This window comes from Arthrobacter sp. CAN_A1 (assembly GCF_015751665.1).
In the GTDB taxonomy this organism is placed as follows: Bacteria; Actinomycetota; Actinomycetes; order Actinomycetales; family Micrococcaceae; genus Arthrobacter_D.
This window is the reverse complement of the sequence record NZ_JADOUR010000019.1, coordinates 1-21930: the sequence shown is the minus strand read 5'-3', so window position 1 is coordinate 21930 and position 21930 is coordinate 1. Positions and strand designations below refer to the sequence as shown.

The window sequence follows — 21930 nt, the reverse complement described above, 5'->3', positions numbered from 1 at the left end:
CCACCAACCCGATGGAACGAGTGAACAAAGAGATCAAACGCCGCACCGACGTCGTCGGTGTCTTCCCCAACCCCGCAGCGCTCCTACGGCTCGCCGGCGCGGTCCTCGTCGAGCAGCACGACGAATGGGAAGCCGGCGACCGACGCTACCTCTCCGAGGCGTCCATGGCCGAACTCACCACCATGAACGCGACCGCCGCCACACCGATCAAGGAGACGGTTTTGCTTCCCGAACTTACTGCAGCATAATCAAGGAACTGACCCGCACGGTGTCGAGAAAACTCCACCACTCAGCGGGACGTAACCCTTCGGATGTTGCCTAAAGGGTCGTTACACGGCCGCCCTAATTTGGTCGCACATCCAGCTATACGCCGGTTCAATGTAATGGTACGCAGCTGTTCCCCATTGGTGATCGGTTGGACAGATAACATGTTCTTCCGGCAATTTCGCCATTCTCATCCCGGACATTTTCAGGTGGTCGTAATAGCGGTCATAGAGGTCGTTCATCTCCTCCGCGGACTTACCGCGGAAGGGTGGGGTGTGCCCACCATCCTCGGTTTGCGCCGCCCATGGTGTTTGGAGGACAAGTGCCTTTTCCTTGATCCCGAGCAACTCCAGCCGGGCCATCAGCCGCCCGACGGCGCGTCGCCAAGCAAAAAAAAATGTCTGTCAGTCCCGAATTTCAGAACTGTCGGATGTTCTGGAAGCGAGTCGAGGGCACCGCTCCGAACCAATTCTGCTGAGTAGGTGACCCAAGTATCGTCCGACAGATTTACAACGCCTAGACGCTCGTCAACCAGGTCCATCAGCAATAAATCTGTTGTGACAGCGGCGCTTGATAATTCGGCGAAAAGAGACGATCGGTGGTCGTTCCGCACGGACCTAATCTGGAACGCGGATGTGAGGTTTCCGGTCCCCAGTAGCTTTGTCGGAGCGGATGCAGAACTGATGACCGATTGTCGAGCTACGTACTCTACTAAGTTGAAGCTTCCATCTAGCCGTTTAAACGCATCTCTCCACACACAACTACCAAAGATCAGTACACGAGGCATGCTTCTCCCAGTTTGGCATCAAAGCCCCAATCATATCGGTCAGCACTTGAACGACACATTTTTTACTTGCCCTTGACCCGGCGGCTTCAGTGGCCTGGCGGTGATTCGTCGGCTGCAAACCCCCGGCAACGAAGTGAGCCTACGCCGCCATTTTGGGCGAGCGCCTGATTGAGCTGATAATCGCAATCAGCGCAGGGGGGTTCGGTTCCGATGAAAATAGTTCTGGCGTGGTCTTTGGGCTGGGTCGATATACGGGGGCGGGACGAACCATGGAACCCGGTCTTTGACCTGGATGGTCCACTCCTCTTGGTGAAGCAGATGATGATGCCTGATACACAGGAGGACACCGTTGTCGGTGGTGGTGGGCCCACCCCTGCTCCAGGGAATGATGTGATGCGCCTCGGTCCAGGGTAAGGGCATCATGCAGTCCGGGAACGCGCACCCACCATCCCTGGCCGTCAGCGCTTTTCGCATGCTCGGAGGAAACAATCGGCGAGGCTTTCCTACCTCCAGGATCTGGCCTTTGGTTCCCAACACCACCGGAAGCACCTCCGCATCACAAGCGATCCGCCGAATAGACCGAGCACCCAGTAACCCGCCAAACGCTGCCGTACCGGCCCTGCCCACCTCGGCCACCAGATCCTTGTAATCGATCGTGACCAACACCTGCGGCCGCAACCCGCCAACATCCGAAAGCTTGCCACCGGCCAAAGCGACCCGGCACGCACCGACCAAACCATCAAGTAACTGCTGAGCCCACGTCGACCGATCCACATCCACCCCCAAACCCCCACCCAAGTCCACACCCGAATCCACGCCCGAGCTCATACCCGGCCCATCAGCCGCCGACTGGTCCCGAACAGTAGGGTGGGCCCTAACAGCAGGGTGGTCCCGGGTTGCTGAACAAGCATGGGCATCCGAGACAGCGGATCCGTTGATGTCTCGCGGGTTCCCGGTCCCGGAAGCTGAGAGTTGCTCGGCTTCAGCTGCGGTGAGTCCGGCACGGGTTCTCGGGTTGGTGGCCACCTGCATCACCGTCACCAGATCCTCATACTGCTCATCCGTCGCAGAAATCTCAATGAAATGCAGCCCATGCCTCTTACCCCGCAGGAACACTCCCTGACGGGCACGCAGCACCTCCTCCGACGGCTCATTGCCGTCAGGGTTAAGCAGGTCCTCCCACCGCTTGATCACCACCCTCAGCACATCCACATCCGACTCCGCCGCCTGACGGGTCAGATTCGCCTCCATCGCCTCCACCTGATCACCCGTGGCGAACGGCCGCACCCGATCAAGAGCCGCACTGATCAACGTCGCCGCCAAACTAGACACCTCAGACCGGGCGACCGCCGCCCCCAAATACCCCAGCCTGGGGGCAACCGGTTGGCCGTTGAGTTGCACCGACGCCAACACCTGACCCGATAACCGGATACGCCGCTTCGCCTCACTCTTACTCACCCGCAACGTATTACGCAGATACTCAGCGTTATCCCGACACCCCGTCCGATTCAACGCGCCCTTATCTGATGACCCGTCACCGTTCCCGTTGCCGGCGAGGATCAACCGTTGATCGGACTCACCGACCACAGCGACGTTCTGGTGTTCCACCGCATGAGCCGCAATCAACTGCAACTGCTCAGCAGTCCTCGCGACCTGCTCAATAGCAACCGTGATCGCCGCGAGTTCACGGGTCGGCATCAACAAACTCTCCGCACCAAACGACCCAGCAACCCCCGCCAACTCAGCATCCAACCACGCAAGATGTCCCGCGGTATCGGGGTGCTGCTCAAACTCGGTGATGGCCATACACCAATTTTATCGAACACACCTTCGAACCCACCAGCAGAAAAGACGAAAGTGGAGGACAAGTCGCCTGAGTTATCCACACCTACAGGAACCTAACCCCGCTCCAAATACGCTTCCTTCACAGGATTCAGATAAATCTCCAAAGCCTCAGCCAGCTCCGGATGATCCACCAGATCCAGATCGTCCTTCACAATCTGCTGAGCATCCTCACGGGCCTTCTCGATGATCGCCGCATCTTTGACCACCCGCAGGAACTTCAACGAAGACCGGCCGCCGGACTGCGAAGCACCAAGGATATTGCCCTCACGCCTCAGCTCCAGGTCCTTCTGCGACAGCTCAAACCCATCGGTGGTCGACGCAACAGCAGCCAACCTCTCCCTGCTGGGGTGATCCGGATCGAGCTGCGTCACCAGAAGACAGGTTCCGGGATGTCCACCACGACCAACCCGACCACGCAGCTGATGCAGTTGCGAAATACCGAACCGATCAGCATCCATGATCACCATCATCGTGGCATTGTGAACGTCCACCCCTACCTCGATCACCGTGGTCGAGACCAGCAACTGGACGCTTCCGTCATTGAAGCGAGCCATGGTTGCTAATTTCTCAACAGGATCCAACCGCCCATGCAACAGCCCAAGCGACACACCCGCAAGAACCGGCAACTCCTGAAGAGTCTCAAACAACTCGTTAACCGACGTCAGTTCCTGCTGAGGCGCACGGGCTGCCCCCACCGCATCCGGCGAATAGAGCTCCAGCGCAGTCGATTCCTCTTCCTGGTCGCCAATCTTGGGACACACCACATACACCTGGCGGCCGGCGTCGATCTCTTCCCGAGCACGCGCCCAAATCCGCTGAATCCAGGCCGGATGCTCGGTCAGACCCACCTCATGGGTGGTGATTGGCGCCCTGCCGGCGGGTAGCTCGGTCATCGTTGATACATCCAGATCGCCAAACACCGTCATCGCAACGGTGCGGGGAATAGGCGTTGCCGTCATCACCAACACGTGGGGCGAATTGGTCGCCTTGGACCGCAACACATCCCGTTGCTCGACGCCGAACCGGTGCTGTTCATCCACGACGATGAGCCCCAGATCGAAGAAGCTCACATTGTCCGACAGCAGCGCATGCGTGCCAATCACGATGCCTGCGTCACCGGTGGCCGCATCAAGCATTGCCTGCTTACGCTGCGCAGTGCTCATGGACCCGGTCAACAGCACCACCTTGGTGCCGTCCGCCGCACCTCCCAGCATTCCACCCATCGCCAACGGACCCAGCGTTCGGGTAATCGATTGCAGATGTTGGGCAGCCAGCACCTCGGTAGGCGCCAACAGCGCGGCCTGGCCGCCGGCATCAATGACTTGGAGCATCGCGCGCAACGCAACCAATGTCTTGCCCGAACCCACCTCACCCTGAAGCAGCCGATTCATCGGATGGGGCGAAGCCAGCTCATCGCCCAGCGTCTCCCCCATTGTCTTCTGTCCATCGGTCAGGGTGAAGGGTAGCTTAGCGTCGAATTGGTCGAGCAGGCCGCCCGACCTGAACGGACGGGATGTCGCCTCCTCCTGCGACGTCAGTGCCCGACGTCGGGCCAGTGCGGTTTGGAGCACCAGCGCCTCCTGATAGCGCAACCGGTGTTTGGCACGATAGGTATCTTCGATGACGTGCGGGCGGTGGATCAACTCGTAGGCCTGAGTGACGTTCATCAGCTTGTCGCGGCGAGCGATCTCAGGCGGCACCGGATCATTGAGCTGGGAATGCACCAGACTATCGAGCAGCTTCCCGACAGCCTTCTGGATCTCCTTGCTTTCCACCTTCGCCGCCGCCGGGTACACCGGTATGGGCTCCTGGAGGAGCGCCGGGTTTACCATCTCGTCCTCGTCAAGCAGAGAGTACCCGGGGTTGGTGAGTGTCAGTCGCCCTTTATAGGCGGTGACCTTGCCATGGAACATGGCCTGCACGCCGGGGCGCAGCTCCCTGTGCGCATTATGGCCGTTAAAGAAGGTGAGGCTGAGACTCCCGAGGCGTCCGTCGTCGTCGTCGGTAATGACCACTTCGCACAGGAAACCCTTGCGAGTCTGCATATTCCTTTTATTGGCAGACTGCACCCGGGCGATCAGGGTGACGTCCTCGCCCAGCGGAACGCTGCTGACGGGAGTCAGCTCGCCGCGCTTGAAATAGGTGCGCGGGACATGGTTGAGGAGATGGCCAATTGTATGAAGGTTGAGGTGATCACCAAACAGCTTGGCCGCCTTGGGCCCGAGCAGCCCGTCGAGGGGCACGTTGAGTTCCGTCGTGCTGTTATTGTCCACTGGCCTCTTGGGCTTCGCTGAGCTGTGGTGTGCGTGGTGATGCCAGCTGGGTCACTGACACGTTGGTCGGATGGCCGGCTTCCTGGATCAGTTTCAACGCCGGTTCGGGGGTTGGCACGTGGACGTGGACTCGCCAGCGGTAACCCTCGTCGACCTCGGTGACGGCGCTCATGATGACTGAGTCGCCGAGCTCGTCCAGGTGAAGCCGCAGGGTTGCGGCGTCGAGGGGGCTGAGGTTGATGGTGCACATGACTTCGACGCCGTCGGCGTCGCCGCCGTTGTGGATGTGGGGTGCCTGAATGTCGTACCCGTGGAGTCCGTCGAGTAGCTCGTCCTGCAACTCCTCACCGAGGGACGCGGCACGGAGCGCGTCGAGGATGAGGAGGAATCCCACTCCCCCGGCGTCGACGACCTTTGCCTTGGTGAGAACGCCGAGTTGGCTTTCGGTCTGGATCACCGCTTCCAGGGCGGCTTCGACGGCGGCCTGGAGGGTGACGGCGAGTGCGTGGTTGCTGTCGTCGCCGTTCTGGGCGCCGTCTGCCATCGCTGCGCCGCGCGCTGTTGCCTCGAGCACGGACAGCATGGTGCCGGGTACTGGGTCGCTGAGGGCTGACCAGCTGCGGATCTGGGCTCGCTGCAATGCCGTGGCGAGCAGGGGGCCTGAGAGTCGGGTGTGGTGGTGGAGCGGTTCGGCAACGGCTGCGAGGAAGACCGCGAAGAGGGTGCCTGAGTTACCGCGTGCGTCCTCCATGGCGGCCTGGCCGGCAATCCTCAGTAGTTCGCCGAGGTCCGTGGTGTCTGTCGCATTGGCTGTCTGGGAAGCGGCGCGAACGGTGAGGTACAGGTTGGTGCCGGTGTCGCCGTCGGCCACCGGGAAGATGTTGATGGCGTTGAGGCGGTCGCTGTGGTTGCCCAGGGACTCTTCAGCCTTGCTCAACCATCGCTTCATCGCGGCTGCGTTAGCGGTGATCTTTGTCTGCAAAGTGATCCCATCCCACGTTGGCGGGTGACTGCGACGCTGCGGTCACGCCGGGCAATCCGGCACATACCGAGCCTACCGCAGCGAACCCGTCGGGGAGAGCAGCGGTGCGTGAAAAGGTAGCAAGTAGGGAATAGTCCTCTCCCCCACCCAGCACCCAGTCCATCGCGTCAACACCGAGGAACCTGCCTGCTCCACGCAGCGGATCAGCTAACCGGTCCAGAGCGTCTCGATCCAGCTCGATCCTCACCGAACTGGCTTGCGCCAGGCGACCGGCATCCCTTATTAGTCCGTCAGACACATCGAGCATGGCTGTCGCTCCCGCCCTTGCCGCAGCGGGTCCAGCTTGGAGCGGGGGCCTGGGCCGTTTTTGGATGTCGACAAGCCTAACTAGCTCTTGATCGAGCGAGCCGACGGAATGTTCAGACTCCATGATCGCCAAGCCCGCCGCCGCGAATCCCACAGTTCCAGCGAGCGCGACGACATCACCCGCTTGTGCCCCTGACCGCAAGACAGGCTCGCCCCCATCAAGGGATCCGGTTATGGCCGCTGTCACAACAATCTCCCGCCCACCTCCCAAGTCACCGCCGACGACGCCACATCCGTCGCCCCCCAGTTCCGCGATCGCAGTAGAGATACCATCTGACAACTGCTCTACCCACTTCACCTCGGTCCGGCCCGGAAGGGTGAGACTGACAACCATTGCAGTAGCCCGCGCACCCATAGCGTTCATGTCGCTCAAGTTCTGCGCAGCAGATTTCCAGCCGACGTCATATCCGGTGGTGACATGTCCGTTCGAGCGTTCAAGTCTGAAGTCCATGTCCTCGACCATCGTGTCGATAGAGATCACAGCCCGTCCATCGGCCGCCGTCAGGACAGCGGCGTCATCGCCAGGCCCTACAAGAGCATCTGAGGCCGCAACGATGCGAGGGAAGATTCGCTGGAGGAGGCTGGCTTCACTAAGATCAGCGACGGTAAGGGACATCCTTCCACGGTACGGGTTCGCGCCGACAACTGTTCCGTCACCCGCGTGATTCCGACAACCCATACCCGGCGCCGAGCAGGATCCGCCCGGGCACTATAGTGGAACGGAATTTGATTGGTTGATCTGGCAGTCCGACGCAAGGAGCGAAGTTTGGTGAGCATTTCAACGAGGTTTCATCTCCCAGCAGCGCGTCATCTTGGTAACGGACGTGTCCCTTATCCCGTCACCAACCCCGTTATGGCCGATCCTCATGTCGAGAGCTCACACTCGACCATCCCGGAACAATCTCGGACATCACAACCCAACATCAGCTCTTATCGACGCAAGAAGACCATTGCGTTCGGCATGACGCTAGCTGTTGCTTTGTTGATTCCCGGCATAATCATTGCCTTAGTGTTATTCGGATAGTTTTGACCGGCCAAGATTTGAAGGACTCGCGGAACATTTTGCCCATCATCATGTTGATTTATGGAACAAGACCTGAGGCCATCAAAATGGCGCCGATTGTCAAGGCTCTCAAAGCTTCAGAAAAATTTGAGTGTGTCGTGACCGTGACGGGTCAACATCGCGCGATGTTGGATCAGGTGAATGGCCTTTTTGGAATCATCCCGGAGAACGATCTTGCGATACTCCAACACGGACAAACCCTAAACTCCATTTTGTCCAAAACTGTAGAGGGACTGGACCTTCTCTTCAACGAAAATGCTCCCGACGCCGTCCTGGTGCAAGGCGACACCACCACCTCCACTGCCGCGGCAATCGCGGCATTTAATCGTGGCATCCCAGTAGTCCATGTAGAAGCCGGGCTCCGATCAGGAAACAGGCTGTCGCCTTTCCCCGAGGAAGTAAACCGCAAGATCACCTCCCAGATTGCCAGCCTCCACCTGGCCCCGACCGCCACTAGCAAATCAAACCTGCTCGCCGAGAAAGTGCCTGGGCAGGACATTGTCGTCACCGGCAACACAGTAATCGACGCACTTCTCCAGACAATCCAGAAGCAAATCCCCTTCACTGATTCGAGGCTGGAGGCTGCAGCTTCTTCAGGCGAACGCATATTAGTCGTCACCACGCACCGGAGGGAAAATCAGGGGGCCACGATGCGCGGTATGGGCAGAGCGATTGCACGCATCGCTGATAGAGAGCCCGATGTCACGATTGTCCTTCCAGTCCATCTGAATCCGGTGGTGCGCGACGCACTCCTACCTGCGCTTGTGAGTAAATCCAATGTGCTGGTCATTGAGCCTCTGGACTATGGGGAATTCACCCGCCTGTTGTCAATAGCGCATCTTGTACTGACTGACTCGGGTGGAGTACAGGAAGAGGCCCCCAGCCTCGGCATACCGGTGCTAGTGATGCGCGACAATACAGAACGACCCGAGGCAGTCACAGCCCATACAGTCCAACTGATTGGCGCCCAGGAGGAAAGAATTGTCGAAGAGGTGATCGCCCTCCTACACGACCCAGAACGACACGCGCGGATGGCTTCGAGACTGAACCCCTACGGCGATGGACACGCAGCAGCTCGGGTCGTCGCGGCCCTGTCGGAACTGTTCGGGACCGGGCGACGAATGCCGGATTTCCTCCCAAGTGACCGGGCCGGAATGAACGAGTAGTCTTCATCCAATACTTGGCTAGTGGCATATGCGTGTACTCTCTACATGGGGACGCCGCTGGAGACAGGTGTGACGAAGATGTCTCACAATCGGACAATTGTGATTGATTCTGTCCCTCTCTCGTAAGCTCCCCAAAGTGACAGGAAATAACAATGACCGCACAAGTAGTGATTCTCGCCGCAGGTATGGGTACCCGCCTGGCCCGCCCTCATCCGAAGCCCATGACCGAGCTTCGGGACGGGCGGACGATTATGCAGCAGCAAGTCCAAAATGTTGAGTCCGAGTTCGGCAAGAAACTGCGGCTTTCAGTGGTTGTGGGCTACAAGCTGGAAATGATACTTGAGCACATGCCGAACGCATCGTTTATTTACAATGAGGCATACGATCAGACCAACACATCCAAAAGCCTTCTTAAGGCGCTCCGAAATTCTACTAAAGGCGGAGTTTTGTGGATGAACGGGGACGTCGTTTTCGACCCGGAGATCATGAAGTATTTGAGGCCATTCATCAAGAAGGACATCTCCTTCGTCTCGGTCGACATGTCTTCCGTTAGCGATGAAGAAGTCAAGTACACGGTAGATGAAAATGGATTCATCAACCAGTTATCCAAGTCAGTAGAAAATGCGCTGGGTGAAGCCGTTGGAATCAATTATATCTCTTCCAAAGACAAGAAAAAGCTGATCAAGCGACTAGCGCAGGTTGGTGACCAGGACTACTTCGAACGCGGTATGGAACTGACCATTGCGAAGGACCAAGTCCAGTACACGCCCGTGGACATTAGCGCATTTTACGCCGTCGAGGTCGACTTCGCAGATGACCTGGACCGCGCTAATGACGAGTTGAATACCGAGTTCAGCCACGCCTAGGTTTCTGTCGCAACTGACTTCAAGAGGGAATTCACCAAGATGCCAGGCCGGAACAAACCGATACTGATCGATCACCTTCGTCACGGCGCAGAATTCCAGTTACGTCGAATATGGCGCACACTGCCGCCGGAACAACGGAAAAAACTGCGCTCTGCACTTCACCCGGCCGATACAGCCAAGGTGACGCGGGCAGTGACAGGGCAGGGAATGCCGGGTATCCCCCTTGGACCGCCACGTCTCGCAATCGTTGTGGCAGTCACTCAACCACAACAAGACGTCGCCTCCACGCTCCGCAATCTAGTTAGCCAGAGTTTTGGGTCGCTGGAGATTCACATCGTGGATATCACCCCTGGCTCCATTGCGCAGATCGTCGCCGAACAGTATGCGACGCGCGATCACAGAATTCATTTCCATGCGGTGTCTGCCCCCTCCTATGGGGCGGCATTTGAGTATGGTGTCGCGATGTCGAAGGCGCCGTTGCTGCTGATGTTGACTGCTGGAGATGTGCTCAAGGATGACGGGCTCAGGTGTGTTGTCAATGCCCTGAGGGAGAATGAGTCAGATTTCGCCGCGGGAACCGTTGGACTCCGAAAGGGCTCGAAATTTGTCGTAGGGGCAGCTCAGACCGCACTACACACCAGTTCCTCGCATGCTACGTCCATCGAGGAAATCCCTGAACTGCTCCAGGACGGATTCCTTAGCAACAAAGTTTTTACTCGCACATTCTGGGTCAATGAACTTTCAGCGATTCCCACCGCGGGCAAACATTGGCAGCATCAAGTGTTGCAAACAGCGTATGTCCGGGCCAGCACCTTCAGCCTTGTGGGGAACAACCTGTGCAACGTGACTGGCGACGTAGGTGCCATTCAGCCCTCCCGTGAAGAGCTTTGCAGCCTGGCGGATGTCGTAGAGCGTGTTGATCGCACCCTTGCTCTTGATCAACTGTTTCGTGATGAAATATCGATATCGCTTTACAGGCAATGGATTACCTACGAGCTGGGTGAAGCACTGTTCCCCTACTACGAGGTCATTCCGCGCGGCAATGACGCTTACTGGGAAAGCATCATTGAGGGTGTCGGTCGTCTCGGTTCTGCTGAGCTTCTTCATTGGGAAGAAATCCGTCTCCACAACCGACTGATCCTGGCCGCAGTCCTAGGGCAGAACCGGCACGATGCAACAGCTATCTGCGTTTCTCGAAGCGACCTCGGCTCCAGCTTTGCAACTCGTTATGAAGACGGCGAACTTGTTGCCGTGCCTGCGTATCTGGATGAGCTCCATGACCGCCCCGCCAGATCCCTTCTGGTGTGCCAACCGGTTGATCTACGGTTGGTCAGCGTCCTCAATCAGTTCAATTGGATTGAGGACGGACGCCTTGAAATCGGCGGGTTTGCCTACATATCCTCTGTAGACCCGCTGGCTGGCGACCTTCAGATCGAAGCGTTTCTGGTTGACCAACACGGCAGCTCTGTTATCCCCCTCGACATTAAGCGACATCAGGATCACCGGATCGATTGGGAAGCAAACGATAACTGGACCAGTTATGCTGCAAGCGGCTTTAGCGCCGTCATCAACTACCACCAGCTTCTCGAAGGCCATGCCCCTGACATAGGAACCTGGTCCGTACGAATAAGGCTAAAGGCTTTTGATCGGGAGCTGGAAGGCAGCATCCTCAAAAGAGACCTTGCTGGGGCCACTGGAACATTGCCGATCGCTCAAATGATGAACAACACACGGCTGGCGGTGGAGTTTCGGCCCGCCGAAGGCCTGACTTTTGTGCGGGTGGCTCCCACTTACACCGCTTCCAGCATCGAGCTTGATGGGCGGACGTTGCGCCTAACCGTTAACGCACACTCGGCGCCGCTAGCCGCAAAGATCATCGTGGAATGCTCGAAGCTCGGACTCCGTAGAACCGCGACGTGCGTGGATGTCCGTGGTGACACCGCAGACTACGAGATCGTATTCCCTCGCCTCAGTGCGGATGCTGCGCCGCGGGCCGAGCATCAGTGGCAAGTCTTGCTGGACAGCGGATACAAATCGCCTCAGCCAATAGCCTGGGACGGTGATTCGGACGCACTGGGTGGTAGCGTAGATTCGCGCCGCCGCCTTCGAGCGAGACTGACGGGATACGGTTACCTCAGATTTGAAGAACGTAAGTTCCGGATTATTGCCGACAACATCTCCATTTCGACGGACGAGCGGTCGATCCTCCTTGAAGGAACGGCAGACTTTACCGCGCTGCACCTTCCACGGCTCATCCTCTCCAGCGGCAAAGCCGTGATTGCAGCTGAGGACGTGGCGCTAGATGTACGCGCGAACAGTGGCAGCAACCGCTTTTTCGCGCGTTTTCCCCTTTCGCCTGGTCAATGGCAGTCAGATGATCTGGCGCCAGAAGCCGGTGCCTACAGCATCCGGTATGTACCGCCGAAGGCTGAGGACACCGCGGCGTATTGGATACCAGTGGACAATAGCCTGCAGCAGGCGCTTCCCTTGCGGATCAAGGCCGCCAACCTGGAGGTCGGGATCACCCGCACCGCCGTGGCCGGCGCACTGACTGTTCATCTTCGTCCTCCATTGGAGGCGGACGAAATTGGACGGTACAACCAGCGGGTGCTTCGCGAAGGGATTCAGGCAGATCAACGTCCGCTTCAGGACTCTGTCCTGTTCATGTGTTTCGGCGGCCGTCGGGCAACAGACAGTACACGAAGGATTCTGGAGGAATTTCAACGCCGGCAGGTCGAGAAACCCATGTATTGGGCAATAGCTGACTATTCGGTTCCGGTGCCCGACGGCGCGCAGCCAGTACTCATCGGATCCCGACGCTGGTATGAACTCCTTGCGGAGGCGGCCACCCTGATCAACAACAATAATTTCCCGTACTATTTCCGCAAGCGACCCGGGCAGACCTACATCCAAACCTGGCACGGTACACCGCTCAAGAAACTTGGAAACGACGTAGCGTCGACCAACTTCTCGTTGTCCTACTGGAATCTGATGTGGCGTGAAGCAACTTATTGGGATGCTCTGCTGGCGCAAAACGACTATGCCGCGGAGGTCCTCGCCAACTGCTTCGGTTTTGAAGGCCCGGTTGTCTCTGAGGGGTACCCCCGCAACGATTCGCTGAATTCGCCAGATATTGACGAGACTAGATCAGGAATACGCGAGAAACTCGGTATCCCCGCCGATAAGACCGCTATCCTGTACGCGCCAACGTGGCGGGACGACGGGAAAAATGCATCCAAACAATATGAGATGGTCACCTACCTCGACTTTGAGAAAGCGCAGAATCAGCTCGGCGATGACTATGTGCTTCTCCTGAGGGGACACCACAACATAGCGAGCCAGAGACAGACGGCGTCCAACAAGTTCGTCGTCGATGTCACCGAGTATCCCGAAGTCAACGACTTGTACATTGCCGCGGACATCCTGGTCAACGACTACTCCTCTGTCATGTTTGATTTCTGTGTCACGGGTAAACCGATTCTTTTCCTGACTCCAGACATCGCTCAATACAGGGACTCCACCCGGGGTTTTTATTTCGATCTTGAAGAGCTTGCTCCGGGTCCGCTCCTGTCCACCACTGAGGAAGTTGTTCAAGCCATCAAGAAAATCTCAGTGGTTGAACGCAAGTACGCAACTGCGTATACGGCTTTTGTCGAAAAGTTTGCGCCCCGGTGTGATGGGAACGCGACGAGCAGAGTGTTCGACGCCATCTGGCAGGGAGGCGCGTCATCGGAGTCAGTACTATCGGTGACCGGTTCCAGCTCCTAATACGGCGCAATCGACTAGCCCACTACAAACATCAGCAGGAGCAGAATGTCCAACTGGCAGGCCAGATTTCAAGAAGCATGTGAGCTGGAGAATACTCACGATTGGGCGGCTGTGGCAGATGCGTTCATGCAACTGCAGTGCGAGGATAGCCACTTGGCAGCGGAGGTTCAATACCGGATCGGGCATGCCCAGTTTCATCTGAGCAATTTCGAGGCCGCTGCGCGACGCATAACATCAGCCGTCGAAGTCAATCCGAATATGGGACGATGGCATTTCTTGCTTGGATATGTTCGTGAGAGGCAGCACATGTATGCCCTTGCTGAGGAGCAGTATCAGGAAGCGCTCAAACTCGAACCAGGCCATGAGCGATGGGAACATAAACTAACCTCAGTTCGGGAAACGCGCCGCAGACGGATTGAAATAGAATCGGCTGAACAGGAAGAAATATGTTTTTCCTACCGCGCAAAGCTTGACTTGCTCCTTGAGGACAAAGCACCTAAATGGCAAGTGATAGATCTGCTTACCTCAGGGAAACCATTTTTCAAGAGGGATGCTGCCTGGCTTACGACTCTGGGCGACGCCCTCTTCTTCATGAATCGCTTTGCAGAGGCGGCGGAAGAATTTTCGGCAGCAGCAGACCTGGGGACCCACGATGCCGACTTACTCTTCAAGGCTGGCTGGGCTCACCTACGTGCCGGATCGATCCACCCCGCTCAGCGATTCTTCGAGCAGGCCACGTCAACAGACAAGATGCTCGAGGCTCACCGATTCGGCGTAGGTGCCTTCTTTCAGAAGAAGGGGCAGTGGCGTCTCGCCGCAGAACACTACGCCCAGACATTACGCCGCAATCCAACCGATGCAACACTCGCCTACCGCATGGGTTTTGCCCTGCAGCGTTGTTATGAGTGGGAAGCAGGGGCTAACGCCATTCGGACGGCTATAGCCCTTGACCATAGCGAGCCGCGATGGCATTACCGTCTCGGGTTTTCATTGGAGCGTCTGGGCCGGCTGTCGGAGGCAGTCAACGCCTATACTTTTGCATTGGAAGTTTCCCCTAAGCCAAATGAGTACTGGGCCTATCGCCTCGGATATGTGTTGACGAAGGAACGGCGGTTCGAGGAAGCCTGCACCGCTTTTGCTCGGTCGCCGCTCTCGCCCCAAATAGCGCGAGCGGATCAAAGCAAGTCAAGCGACTACCTCGAATCCCTGCTCCTTCCCGGAATCGAGGTCGCCAAGGCTACTCAATCTTCGGATCGATGCGCCAGCCTGGCCCTGCGAGCCCAGCAGTACGGCTTGCCAGTTATTGCCGCGGCGTCACTGCAGGCGGCAGTCGCGCGATCAGAAAAACATGACTCCCGGTTGTACTTTTCGTTGGGGTCGACACTTGCAAGCCTGGGCAGATTCGAGGACGCTACGGCGGCCTATCTAGAGACGAGATTGCTCAAACGCCCCCATGGGGTCGATACCGCCAACTACTTCAAAGACAAATCACTCAAACAGTCAATCATCTACGTCGAGTATCTTGAGACGCTCAAGATACTCGACAATGTTGTTCTCTATGAGAGCAGCCATGGGAGTTCTGTCGGCTGCAACCCTCTGAACATTTTCCGATCGATCAGCAATGACCATCGATTCAACGAATTAACCCACGTCTGGGTTCTCAATGACCGTACCCGGGTACCATCGGAAATGTTGGGGCTGCCCAACGTCGTTTTTGTTGCGCGGGACAGTGATTTGTACATGCGATACCTCGCCTCGGCGAAGTTCCTTATCAACAATAATACTTTTCCGCCATACTTTTCTCGTCGACCAGAGCAAAAGTATCTAAATACATGGCATGGAACCCCGATGAAGACGCTTGGAAAAGACATCAAGGGCGGTTTCATGGAACACCGTAACGCGACCCGCAACTTTCTCCATGCAACACATATTCTCGCACCTAACGAATTCACCGCTCAGTCACTACTGGAAACTTACGACATAGCGGAGATCTATCCCGGCAAGGTTGCCGTAACCGGATATCCTCGTGTCGATTCGACTGTCAATCTTCCGCGCGAACAAGCCCAAGAACTTCGCACACGGCTCGGCGTACCTCCGGGTGAAAAGGTAGTGCTCTATGCCCCAACGTGGAGGGGCACCCTGAGCAATAGGGAACTCGACAACGATCGTCTACTCAGGGATATTCGGGTTATGGCGAAAAGTAGCTCACGTTTTCTTTTCCGCGGTCATCCCGTTACAGAGGCGCAGTTGAACGACGCCGGAATAACTGACCATCTTGTGCCAGCAGATATCGACACGAATGACCTCCTTGGAATTGTCGATGTTCTAATCACCGATTACTCGAGTATAGCATTTGACTTCATGGCGACTCAGCGTCCAATCATTTATTATGCATATGATCTTGCAGAGTATGAGGCGGATAGGGGGCTATGCCTGGATATCTCCTCTCTGCCAGGGTCCTTATGCTTGCAAGCAGCTCTGCTTCCGAACTCGATTGCGGAAGCCCTAGCCTCCGACGAAGAATCGACTATTGCCTACCGCGAAGCGGCCGATAAATACGTCTCCCTAGAGCAGGGAGAGTCATCAAAACGAGCCGTGGAATTCTTCTTTTTTGATTCTGCTGAATTCGAGTTAGCTCCGAAAACACTAACGCGAAAAAATGTACTGATGTTTCAGGGATCGTTCATACCCAACGGTATCACCGCGTCCTATCTCAATTTGGTTTCCCACCTTGAGCCGGATGACGTGTCCGTATTCCTAACTTTGGAACCCGGAGCGGTCGCAACCGACGAACGCAGACGGGAAAAATTCGAGCAAAATCCCGGGCATGTAAAGGTGCTTCCGAGAGTTGGCAGTCAACTCATCGGGGCTGAGGAACGCTGGGTAGTCGACAAGTTCAACTCACAGGGTCATGTAGCTGGCTCAGAACAGTGGAGTATATATCGGGCCGCCTTCGCCCGAGAGTTTCGCCGGATGTTTGGTTCTGCGCAATTTGATGCTGTGGTTTGTTTTGAGGGCTACGCTCGCTTCTGGGCCGCGCTCTTCGCGAACGCTCCGGGGGATAACGCGCTGAAGTCTATTTTCCTACACAACGACATGCATAGCGAATGGAGACATAGATTTAAATATCTCGAATCGATGTTCAGGCTTTATGGTGAATATGATTCGTTGATCTCTGTGACGAAAAGCGTTGCTGAAGAGAACAGAAAAAAGCTGTCCGGCATGTTCGACCTGGACTCAGATCGTTTTGAGTACAGCAATAACCTGGTAAACGCGGACGAGACGGTTGCGCTTTCAAAGGAACCTGTACCCGAGGACATCGAAACTTGGATGGGAAACTGTTCGAAAGTTTTCGTTACAGCGGGGCGTCTTTCGCCAGAGAAAGACCATGCGAAGCTTATAGCCAGCTTCGCAAAAGTGGCGGAGGACAATGACCAAATCAAACTGATTATTCTCGGTGACGGTCCGTTAAGGGTTCAATTGGAAAAGCAGATCAATTCCCTTGAGATGTCTTCCAAGGTGTTGCTGGCAGGTCTTCGACTGAATCCTTTCCCCGTCATACGCCGTGGTGACTGTTTTGTCTTCTCCTCAAACTACGAGGGCCAAGGGCTTGCTGTTCTTGAGGCCCTAATCCTCGGTAAGCCTGTGATCTCCACTGACGTAGTGGGACCAAGAAGCGTGCTTGAGAATGGCTACGGGCTACTCGTGGAGAATTCGATCGATGGTCTTGCTAACGGCATGTCCAAATTCCTGGATTCATGGTCTGATTACCGCTCGTTTGATTACCTCTCGTACGAAAGAGAGTCGCTGCACAAATTCACCTCTATTACATTCGGGCAAAGTTTGGGGGACCGGAAATGAAGGAACTTGAACTTAGCCTAGAAACAGACGCTAAGGGATTACTGCAGGGATTGATTGATGCGCCTGCAGGGATCGACTATAGCGAAGTTCATCATGCTTCGTTCGGACGGGAAGGCGATTCCCTCATAAACATTGCCCGGCGAGAAGAAACGGTCAAGCAACTAATCGTGCAGTTTGCTATGCAAGGTTTTTATGTATATCGGAAAACTGATACCAGCACGCGACTGGTGAAAGACCATACCATTTCCAAGTTGTGGCATAGGGTGAGGAACGGTGAATACACCGTTGGTCCAGAAGGACTTATATACTCATATACACCGCCAATAACAGATTCCCCGGTGCCAAAGTTGCTGGTAATTTTTTCCTCCATGAGTACGAGCATTTACGACACAAGCATGATGCGGTACTTCGAGCAAAATTTTCGCTCGGCACAGAAGTACATACCGCACGACACAGGAGTGTTGAGAATAGCTGACATTGGAGGTGTGGTGGGAGCCTTTTACTTGAATACCCACAGAAATCCGCAAAATGTAGTTCGCGTTCAGAACCTTTTGAACCGTGTTCGCACTGAACATGGAATACCATCGGATAATGTTATTCTTTATGGCGCATCAAAGGGTGGCACTGGGGCGCTGTTTCATGGAATAACCGGGGGGTACAGATTCATTGCTGTAGACCCGATTGTGTCGGATGCCTATTATGTGCATAAATATCGCGATTCCCACTTCACGATGGGAGGTATTTTTGAGCGGTCGAAGGATGTCGTCTTTTCGGAATTGGTTAAGAATTGTTCCGATCACACCTCTTTCGGTTCCGGCACGCGGGCCGCCGGCTCCGTTATTTATTCAGAACGATCGCCGCAGTACTCGGCTGTAACCCAAATACTAGCTGAGCCACTCGTGAACCGGATAGCGTTTTTTAACTCCCGGCATCCCGGCATCAATGACCATCCAGACGTTAGTCCGAAAACTCTCAACCTTGCGACTATGCTAATGAATATCTTTTTTTTGAATGAAGACCTGAGGCCAGGATTACGGTTGGTGCCGTAGCCCCAGCTCACCAGTCAAGGTCAGCGGGTCGGAAATTCGATAGCGGCCACGAGTATGGCATTAGGTTAGTGATTTCTATGGCCGTGGTCCTGCCGTATTGCTGGATTTTTGGGGAAGTTGCTCTGGAATCTTGCCGCCCTTGAATACATTGGCGTAGCTGGACGATAGGTGGCCAATATCAATAGCCTGGTGACGGCCGCCTTCCTCAGAAGCGAGATATCCTGCCATCACCGTTCCAGACGGGCCCAGGGCAAGTAAGAACAGATCCGCATCGCCGACATCCCTGAGCCGCTTTTTCAGCTCGGGAAGCGTCGCGTAAGCATCGGTCGGTTCCGAATCCACTCGAATCACGCTGTCGACGTTATCGAAAAGTTCGGGGATGAGCTCAAACCTGGAGCCCCGGCCAGCGACAACGCAGATGCGTTTTCCTTCCCAGACGCGGCGCCACGCAGCGACTGCGTCGACGCCATGCTTTTGGAAGAAGGGAGGACGAGAAATATGGGTGTTTCCCCATAAGGCTTTCGAGGCGCGAAGAAGGGGAGCTAACGCGTACCAATTTTCCGACCATATTCCCATCCACAGACGCGTTGTGAACACCGTTGGAAGCGCAAGAAGCAGGCGGTCAGACGACGATTCGTAGCTCGTTAGGAGATCACGGAGGTCCTGGGCCAGCGACGGATTCGACTTTTGGTACATCAGGTCAAACTCAGGCTGCAGCATCAGTTTCACCTCTCCATCCCCCCAGCGAGCGATGGATTTGCCTTGTACCAACTGGCTCATTGTCTCCATCATCGTCAACTGCCGGGACTGGATCACCGACCGTACCTCTACTAGCAACTCCCTTAGCTCGATACGCCCGAGGACCTCAAGCATCATTGATTGCTCCAATGACTGGGATTGCAACCGTGCGATGTTCCGCGACTGGGTCTCCAGTATCCTGTGCTGGCTTTCGATCAGACGCAGAAGTCGGTCGTAGTCGCTCGGCGTTGGATTTTGGTCGCCCGCACTAGGTTCCATCATTTAACCTACCTTAAGGCATTCTGCGGTCACTTGACCCCCGGCACGCTAAGCCTCTTTCGAAACGAAGGCACGGTGCCCACCCGGGTGCATCACGGGCCCCTCCCAGGACCAAGGAAGGTCCCGGCTGAGTATTTGAGGCTTTGAGCACCACCCAATCGTGCGGTTAAGCACCACCGATCGTGCGGGAGAGCGCCAGTGGTGTGGCTGGGAGCCACTGACGCTCTCCCCTCGATTACGCGCTGGCCAGCGCGGTGTGCTCCCTCATGTTGTAGGTGCCCGTCTGGACCCAGATCGTGTTGTGGATGATCCGGTCCATGATCGCGTCCGCATGAACACCGAGCCGAGGCGCTGGTGCCAGTCCTTCTGCGAGTACTGGGTGCAGAACACTGTCGACGTTTCGCCGTAGCGGCGTTCCATCAGCTCCAGCAGCATGCCTCGCATCGATTCCGTCGGCCGGTCCAGCAACCACTCGTCAATAACGAGCAATGTGAATGCAGCGTATTTGCGCAGGAACTTTCCGGCCCCGCCGGGGGTGTCTCGGGCGGCGATCCAGGCTTCCTCAAGGTCAGGCATCCGCACGGAGTGGGCGCGGATGCGGTGCTCGGAGGCGCGTTTACCAATCGCGCATCCCAGATACGACTTCCCCGACCCGGTGAACCCCTGAAAGACAACGTTCTGCTGCCGCGCCACGAACGAGCAGGTGCCGAGCTGGGTCAGCACTTGCCAGTTCAGATCGCGCTCGACGAGCAGGTCGATGCAGCGCAAATCCGCGTTTGGATAACGCAGCCCCGCCCGCCGGATCAACCCGGCGACCTTGGAATGCATGAAGGTCGAGTAGGCGTCATCGACGACCAGCCGGACCCGCTCCTCGAACGTCAAACTGATCGACAGGGTCTCTTCCTGGGTGTCGATCGCCTCCAGCAACTCGCCTGCGTTCATCTCGCGGAGCTTGCGTTTAGTCTCTCCATCCAGCGCGCTCAACGGGTCCCTCCGGAGTAGTAGGCGCCGCCGCGGACATAGCCGCCATCATCCGGTTCCGGTTCGGGGGTGTGACCGGTTTTGTCTTGCCCAGTGTCGAGGATCGGCCGCAAATGTGCGTCGCGCGGGGATCGGATCTGCCCGCGCAGCGCGAGCTGACAAGCCGCTTCCACCCGGGCCGGGTAGAACTTACGAGACAGGCGCAGGACCGCCAGGGCTGGGTCGTAGCCGGCTTCCTCGATGGAGGCTGCCTCGAAGATTTTGCCGATCACCGTCACCGTGGCCGGGCCCATCCGGGCTGCCCAGGCCCCAATCCGGGCCCGGTCCCAGGCCTGTCAACTGCGTCTCTCGGGCAGGTCCGCGTCGTTCGTCTGATACTGATTCAGCGTGCTTGCCGGCAGCAGCAGATGGCTGGTCAGGCGCTCATCAGCCCGATAGATCTCCAGCATGGTGTCCGTGACGCGAAGGTCAACGAGAGAGCCGATGTGGCTGAAAGGGACGGAATAGAAGTTCCTCGCCCAGACCACGTGTGCGTTCTTGTTCACCTTGCGCCGGTAAGACCACGTGCTGATCTCGAACGGTGCCGCTGGCAGCGGTTGCATGAGCGGCTTCTCCTCGGTGGTGAAGACGCTCAGCCGGGACCCGGCGCGTTTCTGGAACGGTTGCCGGTTATAGGCATCGATCTGCTCATAGACCCGGATGCGCAACTGTGCCAGGGACGTGAACTGCTCGTGCCGGAAGCCCGCGATGACCCAGGTCGCGACGTGGGAGACCGTGTTCTCAACGCTCGCTTTGTCTTTCGGAGCCCGAACTCTGCCCGGTAATACCGCGGCCGAGTAGTGCGCCGCCATCTCGCGGTAGGCGTCGTTGAGAACGACCTCTCCCTCGCGGGGGTGGGAGATCACCCCGGTTTTCAGGTTGAGGGTGTCAGATTGATTGTGTAAGGGATGCGGTCACTGATTGATTGGAGAATCATTGTGACGATGACTGAACACGAATCACAGAACGCAGAGACGTTGGCGGCGAAGGTCGCGGCGGCCAGCGGTATGGAGGCGTTGAAAGCCTCTGGCGCGATGGATGAGCTGATGGAGCAGATTGATTCCGGGCAGCTTCAGATCGACGGTAAGGACGGGTTTCTGAACCAGATGATCAAAGCCGTTTTGGAGCGTGGCCTGCAGACCGAGCTGTCCGCGGAGCTGGGCTACGAGAAGGGCGACCCGGAGGGTCGGTTCGCACCGAACTCCCGGAATGGTTCCTACCCGAAGACGGTCTCGACCACTGCCGGGGACGTGGATTTGGCGGTCCCGCGGGACCGGAACGGTTCCTTCGTGCCGCAACTGGTTCCTAAGGGCTCCCGGCGCACCGGGGGCCTGGATGAAATGATCATCAGCCTTTACGCCAGCGGGATGACCGTCCGGGACATCGCCCACCACCTCGAATCAACGATCGGTACCGAGCTGTCGCGGGAGACCATTTCCAAGATCACCGACGAGGTCCTGGACGAGGTGATGGCCTGGCAAGCCCGGCCACTGGAGCCGATCTACCCAATCCTGTATTTAGACGCCATCGTCGTGAAAATCCGTGACGGGCACCAGGTGAAGAACAAGGCCGCCCATATCGCTGTCGGCGTGGATCTGGAGGG

At 56.8% G+C, this 21930-nt stretch carries 13 protein-coding genes and 3 pseudogenes; 7 read left to right on the top strand and 9 right to left on the bottom strand.

Annotated features, from left to right (window positions below; all coding sequences use genetic code 11):
* Positions 1 to 248 (top strand): transposase (locus IWX62_RS15470; protein WP_196842312.1); only part of this gene is annotated, 248 nt, incomplete at its 5' end.
* Between the two features lie 81 nt (positions 249 to 329).
* On the opposite strand, the pseudogene IWX62_RS15465 reads toward IWX62_RS15470, so the two are convergent.
* The 6 genes and pseudogenes from IWX62_RS15465 to thiL all read right to left on the bottom strand — a co-directional run.
* Positions 330 to 650: pseudogene (locus tag IWX62_RS15465) on the bottom strand (DUF6270 domain-containing protein); the annotation flags it as partial.
* A complete protein-coding gene (locus IWX62_RS16480) occupies positions 626 to 1051 on the bottom strand; it encodes a DUF6270 domain-containing protein (RefSeq protein ID WP_442859273.1) in 426 nt (141 codons plus the stop codon). The gene IWX62_RS16480 and the pseudogene IWX62_RS15465, both read right to left, overlap by 25 nt.
* Before the next feature lie 186 nt (positions 1052 to 1237).
* Positions 1238 to 2857, bottom strand: a complete 1620-nt coding sequence (locus tag IWX62_RS15460; RefSeq protein WP_196842310.1) for an HNH endonuclease signature motif containing protein — start codon at positions 2855 to 2857, stop codon at positions 1238 to 1240.
* Positions 2858 to 2949: 92 nt separating this feature from the next.
* Positions 2950 to 5169, bottom strand: a complete 2220-nt coding sequence (locus tag IWX62_RS15455) for an ATP-dependent DNA helicase RecG (protein ID WP_196842309.1) — start codon at positions 5167 to 5169, stop codon at positions 2950 to 2952.
* Positions 5159 to 6118 carry a DAK2 domain-containing protein gene (locus IWX62_RS15450; RefSeq protein WP_196842308.1) on the bottom strand — a complete coding sequence of 320 codons (960 nt, stop codon included), beginning with the start codon at positions 6116 to 6118 and terminating at the stop codon, positions 5159 to 5161. The genes IWX62_RS15455 and IWX62_RS15450 overlap by 11 nt, the downstream gene beginning before the upstream one ends.
* A 10-nt stretch (positions 6119 to 6128) precedes the next feature.
* On the bottom strand, positions 6129 to 7133 hold the full coding sequence (thiL, locus tag IWX62_RS15445; protein WP_196842307.1) for a thiamine-phosphate kinase: 1005 nt from the start codon (positions 7131 to 7133) through the stop codon (positions 6129 to 6131).
* Between the two features lie 458 nt (positions 7134 to 7591).
* Here thiL and wecB point away from each other — a divergent pair, with 458 nt between their 5' ends.
* The 5 genes from wecB to IWX62_RS15420 all read left to right on the top strand — a co-directional run bounded on the left by wecB (position 7592) and on the right by IWX62_RS15420 (position 18290).
* The gene (wecB, locus tag IWX62_RS15440) at positions 7592 to 8746 is read left to right on the top strand and encodes a non-hydrolyzing UDP-N-acetylglucosamine 2-epimerase (protein WP_442859274.1); all 1155 of its coding nucleotides are present in this window, start codon (positions 7592 to 7594) and stop codon (positions 8744 to 8746) included.
* Between the two features lie 152 nt (positions 8747 to 8898).
* Positions 8899 to 9612, top strand: a complete 714-nt coding sequence (locus IWX62_RS15435) for a phosphocholine cytidylyltransferase family protein (RefSeq protein WP_196842305.1) — start codon at positions 8899 to 8901, stop codon at positions 9610 to 9612.
* Between the two features lie 39 nt (positions 9613 to 9651).
* Entirely contained in the window at positions 9652 to 13380 is a 3729-nt protein-coding gene (locus IWX62_RS15430) for a bifunctional glycosyltransferase/CDP-glycerol:glycerophosphate glycerophosphotransferase (RefSeq protein WP_196842304.1), read from the top strand.
* A 45-nt stretch (positions 13381 to 13425) separates the two neighbouring features.
* On the top strand, positions 13426 to 17241 hold the full coding sequence (locus IWX62_RS15425) for a CDP-glycerol glycerophosphotransferase family protein (protein WP_196842303.1): 3816 nt from the start codon (positions 13426 to 13428) through the stop codon (positions 17239 to 17241).
* Entirely contained in the window at positions 17238 to 18290 is a 1053-nt protein-coding gene (locus IWX62_RS15420) for an XcbB/CpsF family capsular polysaccharide biosynthesis protein (protein WP_196842302.1), read from the top strand. Before IWX62_RS15425 ends, IWX62_RS15420 begins: the two co-directional genes overlap by 4 nt.
* Before the next feature lie 75 nt (positions 18291 to 18365).
* Here the strand turns inward: IWX62_RS15420 and IWX62_RS15415 are convergent, their stop codons facing one another.
* The 3 genes and pseudogenes from IWX62_RS15415 to IWX62_RS16375 form a co-directional block, all read right to left on the bottom strand.
* Positions 18366 to 19310 carry a GT-D fold domain-containing glycosyltransferase gene (locus IWX62_RS15415; protein ID WP_196842301.1) on the bottom strand — a complete coding sequence of 315 codons (945 nt, stop codon included), beginning with the start codon at positions 19308 to 19310 and terminating at the stop codon, positions 18366 to 18368.
* Positions 19311 to 19542: 232 nt separating this feature from the next.
* A pseudogene (locus IWX62_RS15410) lies at positions 19543 to 20291 on the bottom strand (ATP-binding protein).
* Positions 20288 to 21208, bottom strand: a pseudogene (locus IWX62_RS16375) (Mu transposase domain-containing protein); the annotation flags it as partial. The pseudogenes IWX62_RS15410 and IWX62_RS16375, both read right to left, overlap by 4 nt.
* Before the next feature lie 126 nt (positions 21209 to 21334).
* Here IWX62_RS16375 and IWX62_RS15395 point away from each other — a divergent pair.
* The coding region (locus IWX62_RS15395) for an IS256 family transposase (protein ID WP_333483470.1) at positions 21335 to 21930 on the top strand (596 nt) is incomplete at its 3' end.

What these genes read in the sequence shown, in the direction of transcription:
- IWX62_RS15460 (WP_196842310.1), bottom strand. Translation starts at nt 2,857, where the DNA reads ATGGCCATCACCGAGTTTGAGCAGCACCCCGATACCGCGGGACATCTT.
- IWX62_RS15450 (WP_196842308.1), bottom strand. Translation starts at nt 6,118, where the DNA reads ATGAAGCGATGGTTGAGCAAGGCTGAAGAGTCCCTGGGCAACCACAGC.
- IWX62_RS15420 (WP_196842302.1), top strand. Translation starts at nt 17,238, where the DNA reads ATGAAGGAACTTGAACTTAGCCTAGAAACAGACGCTAAGGGATTACTG.
- IWX62_RS15425 (WP_196842303.1), top strand. Translation starts at nt 13,426, where the DNA reads ATGTCCAACTGGCAGGCCAGATTTCAAGAAGCATGTGAGCTGGAGAAT.
- IWX62_RS15430 (WP_196842304.1), top strand. Translation starts at nt 9,652, where the DNA reads ATGCCAGGCCGGAACAAACCGATACTGATCGATCACCTTCGTCACGGC.
- IWX62_RS15415 (WP_196842301.1), bottom strand. Translation starts at nt 19,310, where the DNA reads ATGATGGAACCTAGTGCGGGCGACCAAAATCCAACGCCGAGCGACTAC.
- IWX62_RS15435 (WP_196842305.1), top strand. Translation starts at nt 8,899, where the DNA reads ATGACCGCACAAGTAGTGATTCTCGCCGCAGGTATGGGTACCCGCCTG.
- wecB (WP_442859274.1), top strand. Translation starts at nt 7,592, where the DNA reads ATGTTGATTTATGGAACAAGACCTGAGGCCATCAAAATGGCGCCGATT.
- IWX62_RS16480 (WP_442859273.1), bottom strand. Translation starts at nt 1,051, where the DNA reads ATGCCTCGTGTACTGATCTTTGGTAGTTGTGTGTGGAGAGATGCGTTT.
- thiL (WP_196842307.1), bottom strand. Translation starts at nt 7,133, where the DNA reads ATGTCCCTTACCGTCGCTGATCTTAGTGAAGCCAGCCTCCTCCAGCGA.